Raw genomic sequence first — 16,846 nt, 5'->3', positions numbered from 1 at the left:
CCGGAGCGTTCCGCTGCTTCGGAGCGTTCCGCTGCTTCGGCGAGCAGGCGCAGCTGCGTCAAGCGGTCCTCGGTGCTGTACGCCGCTGGGATACCCATCAGGGTGTCCGCACCGGCGTCCGCGTACGCGTTGAGGTCAGTAAACGGGTAGTGATTTGTCGACTTGGTTCGCCCACGCGACTATGCCGCCGTGCAGATGCGTGGCATCCGAGAAGCCCGCTTTTTTGAGAAGGGCGAGGACTTCCGCGGATCGGATACCGGTCTTGCAGTGCAGCACGATCGGCCGGTCCTGCGGTAAATCCGCGAGCGCTTCACCGGAGAGGAAACGGTCCTTCGGTATCAGCTTGGCGCCCGCAATGTGCATGATGTCCCATTCGGCGGGCTCACGCACGTCGATCAGCTCGATGTCGTCGCCCGTGTCGATCAGCTCCTTCAGCTCGGGCGCAGTGATGGTAGACCCCACCGCTGCGGCCTGTCCTTCTTCGGACACCGCACCGCAGAACGCCTCGTAGTCAATCAATTCGGTGATCGGCTGACGCTCGGGGTCACGATGCAACGCAATGGTGCGGTAACTCATTTCCAGCGCGTCATACACCATCAGACGGCCAAGTAATGATTCACCCATACCGGTGATCAGCTTGATCGCCTCGGTCACCATGACCGAACCGATCATGGCGCACAGCACGCCGAGCACGCCGCCCTCAGCGCACGAAGGCACCATGCCCGGCGGTGGGGCCTCCGGGTACAGATCGCGATAGTTAAGGCCGCGCCCCTCAGGTGCGTCCTCCCAGAACACCGATACCTGTCCTTGAAAGCGATAGATCGAGCCCCATACGTAGGGCTTGCGCGCCAACACCGCGGCGTCGTTGACCAGGTATCGGGTAGCGAAGTTGTCGGTCCCGTCGACGATCAGGTTGTACTCGGCGAACAGCTCGATCGCGTTCTCCGGCTCAAGCCGGATCTTGTGAAGCCGGACGACGATGCCGGAGTTGAGCTCGACGATTGCGTCACGCGCGCTTTCGGCCTTCGAGCGGCCGATGTCGGACTCTCCGTGGATGATCTGGCGCTGCAGGTTCGAGGCGTCCACTTCGTCAAAGTCGACGATCCCGAGCGTGCCGACACCCGCGGCCGCAAGATAGAGGAGTGCCGGCGAGCCTAGCCCGCCCGCGCCGATCACCAGCACCTTGGCGTTCTTGAGCCGCTTCTGCCCGTCCACCCCCAGGTTCGGGATAATCAAATGTCGGCTGTAGCGGGCGATTTCGTCCTTGGTCAGCTCAGCGGCTGGTTCGACCAGCGGCATCAATTTCGGTGATGACACGTACGGACTCCTCTAATCAACTGGTGATCCCAGCGCAGCGATAGCACCTCCGGGTGGGGGTCCGTTCAGTGCCCGATGACGAAGCCGATGCCCCCAAGATTTTCGGAATTTCGTACCAATAGATTCCTCTGCAAAGCCTATTTCCGGCATTATCGGTGCATGCTCGGCATCGAGCTAATGTGGAAATTGTCGTGACCTAATGGACGTGTTCGAAGAGTATTGATTCTTGCCCATCGGTGGGTCACACTATTTATTATACTCATAATGATCGTAAATTCAGCCCCAGGCTGGAAGTACATTCTGGGGATGGCGCGGTGACTCTTAGGGGGCTGTCGTTAACCAATTTTAATGATTGATCTTGTGGTTTAGCACTGGTCAATTTAACTGGCTGCCAGTGCGCGATTCTGCTTGCCGTTCGTGTCCTGGTTGTTGATGATTGGAGCTGAGGGCTGTGTTAGATAGGGACGCTCGCCGGGCCGAGGTCGCTGACCTGGTCAAAACCCGCTGGGGGGATCTCTTGGCAGAGATAGGGGCGACTGTAGTTGAACGAGATGATGCGAGACTTCCACCGCCATCTGAGCTAATGTTTGCCACTGGGGTGACGGGTCTTCAGGCCTTTTCCCTGCCACGTGAGGCGGGGGGTGAAGAAGCCGATGCACTGACATGGGGAATGGTGTTAGAACAAATCGGCTACCTCTGCCGAGATTCAGCCTTGCCTTTGATCATGAATCACCAGGTGGATATTGCCCGGCTTATTTGCGAATCTGGTCGTTCCGATTTGATCGAAAAGTATGCGATACCAGTCGCCCAGGGTCGCTGCGGCGCAGGCATCGCATACACCGAAGACGCTGATGCGTTCTCATTCCGCACAGTGCTCCTGCGGCAAGAAAATAACTATGTGTTGAACGGGTATAAGTCTTATATAACCGGTGGTCAAATGAGCGACTTCTTCCTCACCTATGCACTGGACGAGACCGGCGATATGCAGGCGTGCCTGGTGCATAGTGACGACCCCGGAGTCACGGTGACGCCATCGGAACCCTTAGGTATGAAGACGGCGGGCGCCGCATCAGTCACCTTCGACAACGTTCCGTTGCCCGCCGGCCGGATACTCGAGGCGACTGACGGACTTACGCACGCTCAACGATTCCTCAGCAACCAGCGGCTGTGGATCGCGTGCGCCCCACTGGGACGCGCCCAAGCAGTCTTAGATGACTGCGCAGCGCAGTTGGCCGGCACCGTCCGTTACGGGGAAACCGTAGCCGAGCTGAAAAACGTGCAGGCCTCGCTCGGGCGCATGTATGTGGCAGTCGAATCGGCGCGGGCCATGCTGTATCACGCGTTGACCCGCGTCGCGGAGGGCAGGACTGAGCCGGTGTTCGATCCCGTGGTTTCCGCGGCCAAGTGCTTTGCCGTTGAACAGATCCGGTTCGTACTGGAGCGGGCGTTGAACGTGCTGGGTGGATACGGCTTTTACGGAAACCCGCATCTGGGCCGGTACATGCGCGATTTCTCAGGGTTGGCACTTGCCGCCGGCACGCAGGACATCTTGGAAATCAATCTCGGTGCAGGAGTGGTGGCACGCGCAAGTCGCCCGTCGAACCTTGTCCACGTCTGATCACGGCCAGCATGCGCGCGTAACCGGTACCGGCACAGGGCGCCTTGGCTGATCACCGAAATGTCCCGACTCAGCGGGAGCCGGGTAAAGAATGAGACGAACGGAGAACATGCCATGATCTTCGAGTTCAGTGGAATATTGCAACGCGCGGCCGATAGCCGTTCAGTGTCGGTACCAGCGACCACATTCGGCGGTGCACTCGCAGAACTGACGGCCCAAATTCCAGAGATCAAACGAGTGCTGCTGGACAACACTGGGCAACTTCGTCAGGCCCACCGGGTGGTACTCAACGACGAACTCATCCAGCAACCAGACGGCGCCATGGCGCTATCCGCAGACGATCGAATCGCGTTCTATACCGCCGTCGCCGGCGGATAGCGTCCACCCTCCATTGACCCCAACCGGAGGCGAAATGCGGTCAGCAGAACTTCAGGGTGAGCTTTGGGGAGTTGGCGCCTCGGATTGGGTTGATGTCCAACAGCGAACCATCAGACCGGTGTCTCTTGCGGTCCTCGACGAGTTGGACCCATGGCGAGGCCGCTCGCTGCTGGACATCGGCTGCGGTGACGGCGACTTCACCAACCTGGCCAGTTGCCGGGGCGCGACAGTCACCGGGTTGGACGCCTGTCCGGCGTTGGTGGAGGTCGCACAAAAGAAGACACCTTCGGGGAGTTTCGAAGTCGGCGATATGGAGGACCTTCCATTTCCGGACGGTGCTTTTACCGTGGTTACTGCCTTCAATTGCCTGCACTTCGCCAGCGAACCCGCATGCGCGATCGATGAAGCCATCCGGGTCATGCGGCCCGATGGTTACCTGGTGCTGGCGACATGGGGCCCGCCAAACGAATGTGACGCCATCACGTACCTGCTCGACCTCGGCGGCCTGTTGCCGCCCGAAATATCCACAGCATCAACGCCACTGGACGCATCCGATCCCCATGCGCTGGATGTTCTTGTGACCAGGGCCGGATTAGCTCTGACCGGGCATCGCGTGGTGTCCTGCCCTTGGGAGTACACCGACCTGGGTACCGCGCTGCGCGGTCTGCTATCAACCGGCCCGGCAGCACTAGCAATCAACCATGCCGGACGGGATCGCGTCGCCACCACAATAGCCGAATCGATTGCGCCATACCGCCGCAACGACGGCTCCTATGTCCTGGAAAACACCTGCCACTACCTTGTGGCACGACACTAACCGCCGACCAGTGTCACACATGTAGTTGGAATTGCCCCGTCGTCCCTGTGGGAAAGGCTCCCACAGACAAGGATGGCCTCTGTCCCGCGGCGGGGGGCATGAAATCACTTGGGCGGCAGTAGGATACATCCGCCCATTTGTAGCCGGCGGAATGTCCGAAGTTACTGCGCATCAGCATATTTTGGCAGCGGCGTGCGGTATATGCGAGCGCAGGACGCGCGTCGGATCTGCCGTGGGGCAGTACCGACCCCGGGGGCGATGTTCGGTCCAACACCGTGCGTGGCTGTGTGTCGAGGGCTGTGCGCTTGCGCTGTCACAATGGTCGAGCATATGAACCCGACGGCATCGTCCGGTGTGAAGGCTTAGACAAACAAGCCTCTATGTCTCATCGAGAAAACAGTGCATTGATCGTTAGATAAGCCTGATTGCAGTAACTCTCGGGTCTCGTGAGGTTAGCTGCCGTGAAGGCGCTCGATGAGCCGCGAAGTGCGGTAGTTGAATCTGAGACTGCACATGGGCGAATCGGCTCACCGTGGGCTATCTGGGGCTAGCTGTAACCCAGATAGCGGTCGGGCCGACTGGCGGTGCGATTGTCGAATATCTTTGGGGCCCAACTGGTGCCCGTCGTGTTTCGGGATGCGCACATTTCGGAGACCGTCACCGCACAAATGTGATCTTGGTGGCAGAATCAGGGAATCGGCGGGTCTACGGAACGGTTACGGGTGTAAATAGCAGCCGTAATTTCCATGAGGGGAGCGCGTATATGCAACATTATCGGGGATGTGGTATGCGCGCTGTATTTCATTTAGTGACAGTGCAATACCACTTCAATGGTGGGCTGTTAGAGACATCGGTGCGATACGGCGGGCGTTGGCGTCGATCAGGGCGAAGGCGGCCGGGAATGACCCATTCGGCAGGCCGATGAGCGCTGCCGGTGGCGCTAGTTCGTCAGACCTTGCGGTGGGTGAACGAATTGAGTTGCGGCGCTTGGAGCTTAGGCTTTCGCGCAGACTCGTGGCCAATCTCGTAGGGCGCAGTGAAGAGTGGTTGAGGCTCGTGGAAACCGGACGGTTACGTCTGGACAGCGTTGAAGTGATCATGCGGTTGGCCAGAGCCTTGCGCATCGAAGACTTTCGGGACTTGATCGATTGGCCGGCGGGCCAAGTGATGCCGCAGTGCCGGACGGTCACAGACTTGTTGCGTCCAATGAGATCAGCGATTCTCGATCATCCCGCTATCAACGCAGCGGTTCTCCGGGAGGGCAATAGCCGGCGTAGTCAGGCCGCGCCCGCGGTTGATATTTCGACCGCACTGGATCTCTATGAGAGCATTTGGAGTGGACCCAGGGGACGTTATTCTCAATTGGCACAGCAGCTGCCTATCGCTCTCGCTCAGATGCGACAGCATTACTGGTACTCGGATGGCGCCGACGGGCCTGCAGATCTGATCCGGCTCTACCGTTTGTGTCGGGAGCTATGCAGCCGCGCGGGTGCCCATGACCTCGCTCTCATTGCGGCCGATCGCGCTATGTTGCTGGCAGGGTCGAGCAATCAGCCGATAGTGGTGGCTGCCAGCGCGTGGCATGTCGCCGACGCCCTGATTCAGTGGGGACGAGCGGGCGACGGTCACTGGTACGCACTGGCCGCTGCCGCAGGTCTTTCATCTGACGAGACGGGTGGCGCCGATGATGATGCTGCCTTACGTGGGGCTTTGCAGCTGCTCGCCGCGCAGACTGCCGCCACCGTGCCGGATCCGGCGGAGGCTAAGCGCCTGCTGGCCGCCGCGGAACACACCGCAGTAAGACTCGGTGAGCATCGCCAGGTGCATGGGGTCGGTTTTGGCCGCGACGAGGTGGGGCTCACTCGAATGGAGGCCGCCTTGGCCTGCAGTGACTTTGACGGAGTCATTCAGGCAGCGTCGTCTACTGTGCTGTCCGAAAAGTGCGCCGCGGGGCAGCGGGCTCGCTTTCACATTATGACAGCGAGGGCCTTCGCGGGTCTTCACGACGAAATGGGTGCGGCCTTCGAGCTCACGAAGGCCGCGGATAGTTCCGATGAGGATCTGCGCTACGACACCGACGCCCATCGAACCCTGCGATCGCTGCTGCGGCGTGACAATCAGCTGCTGAGACGAGATCTCGTAAGGCTCTCGCACCTCGCGGGTTTCAACGGTTACGCAATGAGCGAAGTGCGATAGTCGGAACCAAAAGTTCCCCGGCGGTACGTGTGGACGCGTTCCATTTCGGTGGTTTGATCTATCGCCTGTGAACCCGGCGTGTCTGCTCGATGAGTGCGTATACACCGTCCAACTCCCTTGGCCGTCGGTTCTCAAGAGAAATTTGGAGCTTGCGTACGCCGATCTTGGGCCTGGCGGGTCCGGGCTTATCAGGCAGAGATTGCCAATTGCGGTCTACCCAAGGCCGAATCTTCCATTGCACGCCAGGTGTTTTGGCCGAGTGGGTGTAGCCGCCGCATACGGTGGCTGCTCGAGACGGATTGATCTTCGGGAGGTATGTGATGACAACGCTTGTTCAATTTCCAGGATTGGGTGGTTATGCGCCAGGCATGTTCGCTCAGTTGGCACTGGATGCACCCCGTGCCGTAGGGATCCTGGCCGAGGTCGATAAGGTTGCTGCCGACTACGGGCTTGGGTCCGTGTCGGGGCCGTTGACGGACCCAAACGGTGCGTCAATCGAGAAGCTTGCCGAGACGCCAACGCTCTTGCACCTGGCGTCCTATGTCTCCGGTTATGTGATGTACCAGGCGATGTGTGCCAGGGGAACCGAAGGCGACGTGTTGCTTGGGCACAGTACCGGCGAGATTACCGCGCTAGCAGCCGCTGGCGCGCTGTCGGTGGCAGACGGTGCGCGCGTGCTTTGCGAACGAGAAGTCGCACTGGCCGAGCTTAACGTCTCGGGCGGGTTGGTTGCGCTGGCGACCGGTAGCGCTCGTGCTCGTCATCTTTGTGGTGCGGCGGGTGGATTATCGCTAACGGTGTCTCTATCGAATTCCCCAGTACAGACCGTTATTTCGGGATCTGATCAAGAACTGCCGAGGCTCGAGGCGGTGGCGCGCGCGGCCGGTGTGCAAGCAACCCGCTTACTGGTGCGCTACCCGCATCACAACCAAATCCTTCGGCGTGCTGCCGATCTGGTGGCGGAAGCCGCGGCGACATACCGGATCGCCGACCCCAAGATTAGGGTGTATTCGCCCATACTCGGGCGGTTCGTGGACCACGCAGCCGACGCTCGTCGAATTGTCGAACGGCATCTGACCGACCCGGTGAACTATCTCCACGCAATCAGGACGTTGTACGACGACTGCGGGGTGCGGACATTCATCGAAGTGGGGGTGCGTTCGGTGCTGACAGATTCGGCCCGTGAGAGTCTTCCGGCCGGCGTCACATTGCTGGGACCGCCTCCGGTGGCGCGCAGTGCCGTCGAGATTCTGGACGTTCTCTCGGGCGTGACAGCGCCGGCGTCTCCTCGCGACCTTCACCTAGTGCGGCCGTCCACGGAAATTGCGGGGGCGACGAACGGTGCGGCACCGGCAGTGATGCCGGCAAATGGTGTTGGAACATCAGCATTACCCGGCCGGGAGGCACTGCTGGCTCGGCTCCGAGCCTTGTTTGCCGCCTCGCTCGGATATCCCGAAGACGTGTTCACCGACGACGCGCATCTGGAGGCCGACCTCGGCATCGCCTCGGTGAAGAAGACCGAACTGCTGGTACGCCTGCTGGACGAGTTCAACTTGCCGACCCCACCGGCCGAGATGCGTATGCGGGACTACAACACGATTCCGGACCTGGCAGGGCTGATGGAGACCCTTGGGAGAAACGGAGCATCAGTGTGACCACAACCTCGCAGGGCAGCGTCGCGGTGGTTGGTATGGGTTTGGTCGCGCCCGGTGTCAGCAGCCCGCAGGACTTCTGGCGAGTGCTCTGCGGTTCGCGGAACACTCTGCGCGAACCCAGCCACATAGACCTCGACCACTGGTTCCACCCGGACCCGTCAACGCCAGACAAAACCTACGTCCGCGTCGGAGGTTTCCTGGGTGACTTCGATCCTCACCCAGACTTGGCAAAGGAACAAGCCCTGGGCTATTGGGGCGGGGCAGACCGTACCGCTGTCCTCCTGCGCCATAGCCTGCTGCAGGCGATGGACTCGCTCACGATCAACCAGGGCGATCGGCTGGGCGCCTACATCGGTGCTCAGCCAGGTGGACTCGCACTGGAAGACGCCATTCTGATGGCCACTGCCCGGGCCGCTCAGCGGTCCTCATCGGAAGCCCTGCGAGGGAGGTACCGGCACGCACCCGGGCGGGCGGTGGATGCCTTCCCGGACCGCATGGTGCGTGCGGCCTGCCGGGATCTATTGCCGGAGGACAGCGATGTGCTCGTGGTAGACACGGCGTGTTCGTCCTCGTTGTATGCCGTCGATCTCGGCGTCAAGAGCCTGCTGGCAGGCGAGCGTGACGTCGTGTTGTGCGGCGGTGCCAACATCGGTTCGCGTCGTGACATGGTGCTGTTCGCGAAGCTACGGGGCCTATCGACCACAGGCGAGATCAGGGCATTCGACACCGACGCCGCCGGAGTGCTGTTCTCCGACGCCGCCGCGGTAGTCGCTCTCAAGCGGCGCGAATGCGCGTTGGCCGACGGCGATGAAATCCTGGGGCTGCTGGCTGGATTCGGCGGATCTGCGGACGGTGAGGGCAGCGTCATGGCCTCGTCGCCGAAGGGGCAGCGCCGAGCAGTGGACCGGGCGCGATCGGTGAACGCGGTCGAGCCCGAGGCCGTTACGTGGTTCGTCGCGCACGGTACCGGTACCAGGGTGGGCGATGATGTGGAGCTGGAAACACTGACAGGTGCAGCCGGCTCCGGCCAAACGTGGTGCACCTCGAACAAGCCACTCATTGGGCACGGCGCCTGGGCTGCCGGGGCTTTCAACGTGATTCATGCGGTGCTGGCAATGCGACACGGCGAAATTCCCGGCGAACGCTATTTCACTGAGTTTCCGTCAACCGCCCGTACCGACCGGATCGTGGTTCCGACTGAGTCTGTGTCCTGGTCCGCGTCACCAGCGGCGCGCCGTATTGCTGGCGTATGTGCGTACGGTTTCGGCGGCACCAACGCTCATCTGTTGGTACAGGCACCGGACTCAGAAAGCGAGCCACCGCTGTCCGCGCCGAGGCGCGGTGCGGGTGCTGTCCTGGACGACCCCATGGTGTTGGTCGGTAGTTCGGTGCATTTCCCTGGCTCCGTATCGCAGGATGAGATCACCCACTGGCTGTGTGGCGACGGGGTCGCACCATCCCGGTCATTCGGTCCCGACTACCCGCTGCCGCCGATTTCGGAGTTGCGTATGCCGCCGGTCAATGCGCGCAGTATCGACCGGACTCATCTGATGGGGCTCGCGGTCGTTCGCGACTTCGTCGGCCAACACGGCGAGCTGTGGAGCGAAACATGTGAGCGTACTGGTGTTTTCACTGGCCACACCGGCCCCACCCGGGCCATGGTCGAGTACTCCGTGCGGGTGGGCGCCGACGATCTACGTGCCGCGCTGGCGGACACGCCGGAAGACATGTCGCAGTTGGAAGCCGAGCTGGCCACGTTGAACACCAAGCTGCCCGAAGCGAATGAAAGGAGCATGACAGGTCAGCTCACCAACATCATCTCCTCGATGGTGGTGAATCGGTATCGGCTGGGCGGCATGGCGATGAACGTCGATTGCGGACGATCATCCACGCAGGGAGCCCTGCACGCCGCCGAGCGGTATCTGTCATCGGGGGAACTAGATTTCGCCATAGTTATTGGGCTGAACGGGCATAGCACCGAGTTCATGGCCGGCCTCAGTGGGCTCGCGCCCGATGAACTCGCCGAAGGTGCGGTAATGCTGGCACTTACACGTCGCTCGGTCGCCGAGAAGAGTGGTTGGCCTATTCGGGCGATCCTCCGCACGGATGCTGCGCGCACAGGACGTCATATCGGTGTACCAGGAGCTGTGCAGCGGTGTTACTTGGGTGCGGATGGCGCTCTTGCGGTGCTGCGGGCCGTCGGCATGGGGCACCGGGATCCGATCACCGTGCACAACCTGGACCCTGCACCGCTGGTTCGGGTCGAACCGGCCGGTGCTGAAACCGGCCCGGCCGTATCGCTCCCTGAGCGTTCGGTGATGGTTTTACGGCGCGCCGACGCGCAGCCGGTCCACGAACGCCTGCCAGCAATCGAGCCCGGCACACTGGTGCTCACCCATAGCGCTGAAATCGCGCAACAGCTTGCGCAATTCGCGTGTGCTGCTGGCGCGCCGATAGTGTGCACCGCTGCGGCGGGCGTTGGTAGCGATGATGTACTGATACTGGCGGATGACGGGCCACAGGCAGCTATTGACGCTGCGATGGCGGCAATGGGTACTCGCTTCCGGCGGCTGCTGATTGTGGCGTCGGTGCGGGTACCCGGATCCGTGTGGCCTGCACCGCCGGCACCAGAGCTGTTGGCTCTGCAGGAGTGTGCGCTGGTGGCCGCTGCCGCGCTGGGGGAGAAACCACCAGCAGATAGCACGGTGACGGCGCTGCTCCTGGACCCGCTGCGCCGCGAGAGTATTCATCCATACATGACCCTTATCACCGGCTTCGTGCGTGCCCTCGCACACGAGATACCAAACCCGGTGTTCGCCGTCGTGACGGATGCAGCGCTCAGGACGGCACTGGAGCAGGTTGCCGCCGAATCCGCGAGCGCGCGTGACCGGGCAGTCGTGTACTACCGCCAGGGACTGCGCTATATCGAAAAACTATGTGCCGCACCTCTTCCTGAATCGCGCCGTGGCGGTCGTCTCCCGTGGGAGCGCCAGCCGGTGATCGTGGCTACCGGAGGGGCGCGGGGCGCGACAGCCGCGGTCGTGACCGCGTTGGCGTCACGGGCGCGGCCGGTGGTGTGGCTATTAGGTACGACGCCCGACGATGCGGTGCCCGCTGACATCCTGACCGCCGGCGAAGGGGAGCTCGCCGCAAGGCGCGCCGAGTTCCTGGCACGTGAACGGGAGATCGATTCCACCGCAACGATAATTTCCCTGAACGCCAGGTTCGAGGCATTACTGCGCGCACGCGAGATCCGGCGAACACTGCGTCTGCTCGAGCATCTGTGCGGTGTCGAGAATGTCCACTATCTGGTGTGCGATGTGCGCGACCGCGAGCAGGTGCAGCGCGCGGCCAAGACCGTGCGCACCCGGCATGACCGTGTCGACTTTCTCATTCACGGTGCCGGACGAATCCACTCTGCCAGTGTTTCTCACAAGCCGATAGACGAATTCCGCGCCGTCCGAGATATCAAGGTGGCGGGCTACCACCACCTCAAAGAGGCGTTCAGCGACCCGCCGCCGGCCCTGTGGTGCAACTTTGGCTCGGGCAGTGCCCTGCTGGGCTGTGGTGGCGATACCGACTATGTGTCGGCGAACGAATATCTCTGTGCGGCAGCAAGGTACGAAGATGGGAACGAGTTCACTCCCGCATGGGGGTTGTGGACCGAAACGGGAATGGTGCGTGATATCGCCGAGCAGCTGAGTCGGCAGTACAAATTCACGGGTATCACCAACGACCATGGCGCGGCGTTAATGCTCTCGGAACTGGCGGTGCCGCATCCGTTGGATCCGGTTCCCTTCTACGGAATCTCACCGGCGTTCGCCGACGCCGTCCCGGACGGGGGATGCGAACGTGAGCAGTCCGGACCGCTCCTGGATCCTGTTGAACCGACTACAAGGGCTGCCGCCGAGTGGGTTTGGTGCCCGAGCTCGACGCGCGACGGCTACCTGGCAGAGCATCTCTTTGACGGCAGGCCCGTGCTGCCCGCCGTGATGATGCTGGCCATGGCGGCCGAAGCCGCATCGTCACTGAATCCAGAGCTAGAGGTCACTGGCTTCAGTGACCTGCAGATCGCTGCACCGGTCTATGCCGACGTGCCCGCCGCCATGTGCCGGGTTACCGCTGAAACCATTGGCCCGGAGGATGTCTGGATTGAACTTCGTTCCGATGTCGTTACGCGGGATGGTCGGGTACTGGTACCCGATCGGTTGCACTGCAGGGTTCGGGTACATCTTGGTCGGTTCTCCACGTCTCCACCGGCGCAGGCCGTCCGGAGCGCGCCGCTATTGGAGGACGACCCGGCGGTTCGGCCGGATGTTTCGGCGCAACTATCCGGTGTCTGGCGCACACTCCATCGCTCTGCGAGTGATTCGGCCGGTGCATCCGCCATCTGCCGCCCACATGCTCAGGCGAACAGTATCTTTGCACGGTTGCGATTCCCGGCGTTGGTTCTCGACTCGACACTTCGGCTCTTCGGCTACCCGCCGCAGCCCGACGGCACTCAGATCATGGCCGTGCCCACCGCCGCCGAACGTATCGACTTCTACGCTGCGTGCACCGATGTGACACTCGCTGAACGGTATCCGGCAGGCGTCGACCTGTCGTACGACGCCGCGTGTGGCCGCGCCGTGGCGTCGGCCGATGGGCGCACGCTGCTCACGGTCACCAACTTGACTATCCACCCGATTGACTACCTCCCATCCGAAATCCCCTATCAGGAGTGGTACTCATGAGTTCGGCATTGCTTCAAATACCGGTACAGGGGCGGTCGCGGCCACAGCAGTCGTGGTTCACCATCGAACACCGTGTCACTGCGGGGGACACAAGTGCCGTGGGGCCGGTCTACTACGCGCGTCTGATCGATTGGCAAGGCCAATGCCGCGAGCAATGTGGACAGCTCGGCGCCCCGGTTTTCAGCTCGGATATCTCCGGTGACTACGTGATGCTCACCCAGTCTTGCAGCTGCGAGTTCATCGCGGAGTTGCACTTCGGCGACCTCGTCGCCATCAGATTGACCGTGCCTTGGGTTCGGATGCATCTGATGAAGGGGGAGTACCGCTTTGAGCGGATTGGCGTTCCTGGTGAAAAGGGCGGTGAGCTCGTGGCCAAGGGAGAGCAGATATGGGCGAGCGCCCGCCACGTCGACGGCCGCATGGAGCCCTGCCCGTGGCCACGTGAACTCGTGGATTGCGTGGTGCCGCTCGGCGCGGACATCAGCCGCGCCCAGATCGAAGATTCAGCGAAACGCGGAGCTGCGGACGGAATCTCTTGGTGAACATACTCATTGGCGACAGAGTGGATAAGAGGAATATTAAAGTGCCAGTTCCACAGGAAAATTCAGAGCCCTTTGTCTATCAAGGGATACTCCTATGACGACGTCCATGCGTACACCCACGGATACCGCACATGCCTCGAGGCCGGTCAACGAACTCCCGCTGGCGCCCAGGAGGCTGCGCGACATTCCGCTGTTGATCAATTTCTTGAAGGCCTTCGCGGGGCAGACGGCTATACCGGTACTGGCTCTGCGTGATGCCGGGCCAATTTACCGAATGCCCTTTCCTCAGCTGCCGCAACCGCTGAAAGGGTACTTCGCTGAATCCTTCATGGATGATTTTGCCGGTGAAACCGTCATCATTACCGACCCCCAACTAGTTCGCGAGCTGTACCACCAGCCACCGGGAGCGCTGGACCATGAGGCGTGGAAGAAGGCGCTGATCTATGTGCTCGGCGGGCAGAGCCCGTTTCTCCTCAGTGGGCGATCCCATGTGCGCGCTCGACGCGCCGTCGCGGCCGAGTTAACCCCGACCCGTGTCGAAGGCTACCGGCACGGCATGGGCACCGTACTCGACGAAATGATCGACGAGCTCCCGCTCGGCACTGCGGTCGGCCTGCACGACTTTCATACCCGCTTCACCCAGGAAGTCATCCTGCGCGTTGTATTCGGCTGGGACTGTGACGATCTCGACGAACTTAAAGCGGCCCTGTACGAGGCCCAGCAGTACTACGCCAAGCCCTTCGGCGGACGATTGCTCCCCTATATGCTCGCCGGTGCGCTCACCTTGCGCCGACGCGGTGGCCCACGGGACTTCACCGGCCGTCCAGATATCCCGCCGCGATTGCTTGCGCGCGAGGCTCATCGGTTGCGCACTCGTACCGACGCACTCATCGACCGAAAGATTGCCGAACTGCGCGCGCAACCGAACGACAGCGCAGCTGCACGGCTCATCGCCTACGGCGACGCCGAAAACCCCACGTGGACCAACAAACAACTGAGGGACACAATCAGAACCTTCATTGTGGCCGGCCACGATACGTCGGTTCTCGCTTATGACTGGGCCGTCCAATACTTGCTGCACAACCCCGGTCCCCGAGCCAAAGTCGTCGCCGAGGCCCGGGCCGCAGTCACCGATCGCTATGCCCAGGCCGCCAACATCGAAGCGCTGAGGATGGCATCTCCGCTCACCGGGGTTATCCCGTACCCGGCCACGCAGGACATCGCCGTCGGCGGTTACCGGATCCGCAAGAACACATTTGTTTTCGCGCTGAGCAGCCCAGTCCACATGAACGCGGAGCTATATCCCGAACCAGAGCAATTCCGCCCGGAACGGTGGCTGGAGAATCGGCCGGATCCCTACGGATTCCTGGCATTCGGGGTAACAGGACGCAATCCGCACCGATGTCCGGGCAGCACCTTTTACCTGACCGATGCTGTCGTCCTGCTGCATCGGCTGTTCGGCCGCCTTGACCTCGAACCGGTTCCGGCGAACGTCGATGCACCGCACTTTCTCTATGGAACCCTCTGTCGGCCGAAAGGCGACACCGAGGTCATCATTCACAAACGGCTCGCCGCCCAAGAGGTGCCGTGGTATCGCCCGGGCGATAGTGACCCGCTGACACCGCTGAAAGAGTCGCTACTCCCACCACAACCGGATGATGAGCACAAGCCGCAATGTCCGGTTCGGTCCGTCGGCAACGTACGAGCCTTCTAGGCGCTGCCCGATTGCGAACTCTGCCCGTGGCCACATGAGCTTGCCGACTGTGCAGCAGGTCTCGGTGCTGCTCTCAGCCGCGCCGAGGCCAGTGAATATCGAGATACCGCAGAAGAAAAGGAGTTTCGATGACAACCGTCAAACGACCGGCCATGCTCCCTGAGCAGAGCGCCCCGACCCTTGACGAATTGCCGCTGCCACCTCTGACCTGGCGCTCGGCTTGGGCGGCCCAGTTGGTCTCGTTCGCGCTGAGCGGGTGGGTAGGTGACCCGGGTGCCACACTTCGTAAGACCGGCGAGATTTGGCGCGCTCATTACCCCAAGCCGCCCAAACAACTAAGACTCCTTTTCCCCGATCCGTACACGGATGGTTGGACAGGCGAGGCTGTCTATGTGAACTCACCACGAGTGGTTCGGGAGATGTACAACCTGCCGACCGGTGACCTTAACCACGAGCAGTGGAAAAAGGCATTCGTCCTGGTTCTTGGTTCGTACAGCCCCTTTTATCGGACAGGACGTGACCACTCCAGGGTTCGCCGCGCGCTGGCCGTCGAACTCACCCCAGCGCGTGTCGAACGCTACCGGGAACGCAGTGTGAGACGACTCGACGAGATGATCGACCAACTCCCGTTGGGGATCCCAGTTGCCTTGCACGACTTTTATACCCGTTTTACCCAGGACATAATCCTGCGAGTGGTCTTCGGCTGGGATGGCAATAACGATCTCGAAGCGATGCGTGACTGCCTGTACCGGGCCAGTCAGCACTACGCCACGCGGAGACTAGTTGGCATGTTGACTTACCAGCTGAACGCCCGAATCAAACTGCGGCCCAAGGGTAACGAGGGCATCCCCGGGCGAGATGACGTGCCGCTGCGGATTCTCCGCAGGAGTTACCGACTGAGGAAACAGGCTGACGATTTGCTCTACCGAAAGATCGCCGAGCTGCGCGAGCATCCAAACGACAGCATCGCGTCGCGGCTCATCGAGTACGGCACTCGGGAAGATCCGGCCTGGACTGAGCGGCAGCTACGCGACATCATCGTCACCCTCCTGGTGGCCGGTCACGACACCTCCGTGCTCGCGTACGCCTGGGCAACACAGCATCTGATGCACAACACGGGGCCGCGTCAGAAGCTGATTGCCGAAGCGCTGGAGGGCCGCTCCGACCGGTATGCGCAGGCTGCCAACACCGAGGCGCTGCGCATGAATGCGCCGGTGATCGCCGCGCTACCCTCGCCCCTCGACCACGACATTGAACTCGCTGGGTATCGAATTCCACAGGGAACTCTGCTCTTCCTCATGATGTCCGCCGTCCATCAAGACGAGGAGCTGTATCCGGAGCCCACGGAGTTCCGGCCGGAAAGGTGGCTGGAGAACCGACCGGACCGGTATGGGTTCCTCGGGTTTGGTGCGGGCCCGCATCGTTGCCCAGGCAGCCCGTTCTATCTGGTGGAGGCGGGCATCGTGTTGCACCGGATGTTCGGTCGACTCGAATTGGAGCCATGCCGAAAGGACGTCGACAAGGCTCTCTTCATCTTCGGTACGGTCAGCCGCCCTCGTAGCGATACCAAGGTGATCATTCGTTCGCGGCGTGCCGCGAACGAAGTGCCCTGGTACCGCCCGAGCCACGACGAACCGTCAACTCCGTTGAACGAGGGGTTGTTACCCCTAGACGACGAGTACCACCAGGCGGCGACCGGCTGCCCCTACTCGGAAGTGAGCCAGCACAGGGAATCTTCTCCCGGTGCTGGACCATTCCGGTGACAGAGATGCAGCGGACCATTCTTGAGTGCCTGGAACGGACCACGTGTGCCCGCTTAAAACTCGGCCCACTCGCAGGGGTGGTCGTAGTGGGCCTGCGAGCGGGACTGCGTCCG

The 16,846-nt window shown here is 61.6% G+C and carries 10 protein-coding genes; 9 read left to right on the top strand and 1 reads right to left on the bottom strand.

Annotation, left to right across the window (positions count from 1 at the left end; genetic code table 11):
* Positions 1-135: 135 nt before the first annotated feature.
* Positions 136-1,299 (bottom strand): adenylyltransferase/sulfurtransferase MoeZ, encoded by a 1,164-nt coding sequence (gene moeZ / locus B4400_RS14450; RefSeq protein ID WP_078310996.1) that lies wholly within the window; start codon positions 1,297-1,299, stop codon positions 136-138.
* A 469-nt stretch (positions 1,300-1,768) separates the two neighbouring features.
* On the opposite strand from moeZ, the gene B4400_RS14445 reads away from it, so the two are divergent.
* The 9 genes from B4400_RS14445 (at position 1,769) to B4400_RS14405 (ending at position 16,733) form a co-directional block, all read left to right on the top strand.
* Positions 1,769-2,935: an acyl-CoA dehydrogenase family protein gene (locus tag B4400_RS14445; protein WP_170915009.1), complete on the top strand. Its 1,167-nt coding sequence runs from the start codon at positions 1,769-1,771 to the stop codon at positions 2,933-2,935.
* A 114-nt stretch (positions 2,936-3,049) separates the two neighbouring features.
* A complete protein-coding gene (locus B4400_RS14440) occupies positions 3,050-3,313 on the top strand; it encodes a MoaD/ThiS family protein (RefSeq protein WP_170915008.1) in 264 nt (87 codons plus the stop codon).
* Positions 3,314-3,431: 118 nt separating this feature from the next.
* Positions 3,432-4,130, top strand: coding sequence for a class I SAM-dependent methyltransferase (locus B4400_RS14435; RefSeq protein WP_170915007.1), 699 nt, complete (start codon positions 3,432-3,434; stop codon positions 4,128-4,130).
* A gap of 1,395 nt (positions 4,131-5,525) precedes the next feature.
* A complete protein-coding gene (locus tag B4400_RS14430) occupies positions 5,526-6,326 on the top strand; it encodes a hypothetical protein (RefSeq protein ID WP_286142101.1) in 801 nt (266 codons plus the stop codon).
* Positions 6,327-6,646: 320 nt separating this feature from the next.
* Positions 6,647-7,981, top strand: coding sequence for an acyltransferase domain-containing protein (locus B4400_RS14425; RefSeq protein ID WP_078310991.1), 1,335 nt, complete (start codon positions 6,647-6,649; stop codon positions 7,979-7,981).
* The gene (locus tag B4400_RS14420; RefSeq protein ID WP_078310990.1) at positions 7,978-12,714 is read left to right on the top strand and encodes an SDR family NAD(P)-dependent oxidoreductase; all 4,737 of its coding nucleotides are present in this window, start codon (positions 7,978-7,980) and stop codon (positions 12,712-12,714) included. The genes B4400_RS14425 and B4400_RS14420 overlap by 4 nt, the downstream gene beginning before the upstream one ends.
* Positions 12,711-13,256 (top strand): acyl-CoA thioesterase, encoded by a 546-nt coding sequence (locus tag B4400_RS14415; RefSeq protein WP_078310989.1) that lies wholly within the window; start codon positions 12,711-12,713, stop codon positions 13,254-13,256. The genes B4400_RS14420 and B4400_RS14415 overlap by 4 nt, the downstream gene beginning before the upstream one ends.
* Positions 13,257-13,350: 94 nt before the next feature.
* Complete coding sequence (locus B4400_RS14410) at positions 13,351-14,970, top strand: cytochrome P450 (RefSeq protein WP_078310988.1); 1,620 nt, start codon at positions 13,351-13,353, stop codon at positions 14,968-14,970.
* Positions 14,971-15,098: 128 nt separating this feature from the next.
* Complete coding sequence (locus B4400_RS14405) at positions 15,099-16,733, top strand: cytochrome P450 (RefSeq protein WP_078310987.1); 1,635 nt, start codon at positions 15,099-15,101, stop codon at positions 16,731-16,733.
* Positions 16,734-16,846 lie beyond the last annotated feature (113 nt).

The sequence above is a fragment of the Mycobacterium sp. D16Q13 genome, assembly GCF_002013375.1.
GTDB lineage: Bacteria > Actinomycetota > Actinomycetes > Mycobacteriales > Mycobacteriaceae > Mycobacterium.
The sequence above is the reverse complement of the archived record's forward strand: the minus strand, read 5'-3'. Positions and strand labels throughout refer to the sequence as shown.

Excerpts from the sequence above, each read along its gene's own strand:
- B4400_RS14410 (WP_078310988.1), top strand. The coding sequence starts at position 13,351 with ATGACGACGTCCATGCGTACACCCACGGATACCGCACATGCCTCGAGG.
- moeZ (WP_078310996.1), bottom strand. The coding sequence starts at position 1,299 with ATGCCGCTGGTCGAACCAGCCGCTGAGCTGACCAAGGACGAAATCGCC.
- B4400_RS14425 (WP_078310991.1), top strand. The coding sequence starts at position 6,647 with ATGACAACGCTTGTTCAATTTCCAGGATTGGGTGGTTATGCGCCAGGC.
- B4400_RS14440 (WP_170915008.1), top strand. The coding sequence starts at position 3,050 with ATGATCTTCGAGTTCAGTGGAATATTGCAACGCGCGGCCGATAGCCGT.
- B4400_RS14415 (WP_078310989.1), top strand. The coding sequence starts at position 12,711 with ATGAGTTCGGCATTGCTTCAAATACCGGTACAGGGGCGGTCGCGGCCA.
- B4400_RS14405 (WP_078310987.1), top strand. The coding sequence starts at position 15,099 with ATGACAACCGTCAAACGACCGGCCATGCTCCCTGAGCAGAGCGCCCCG.
- B4400_RS14430 (WP_286142101.1), top strand. The coding sequence starts at position 5,526 with ATGCGACAGCATTACTGGTACTCGGATGGCGCCGACGGGCCTGCAGAT.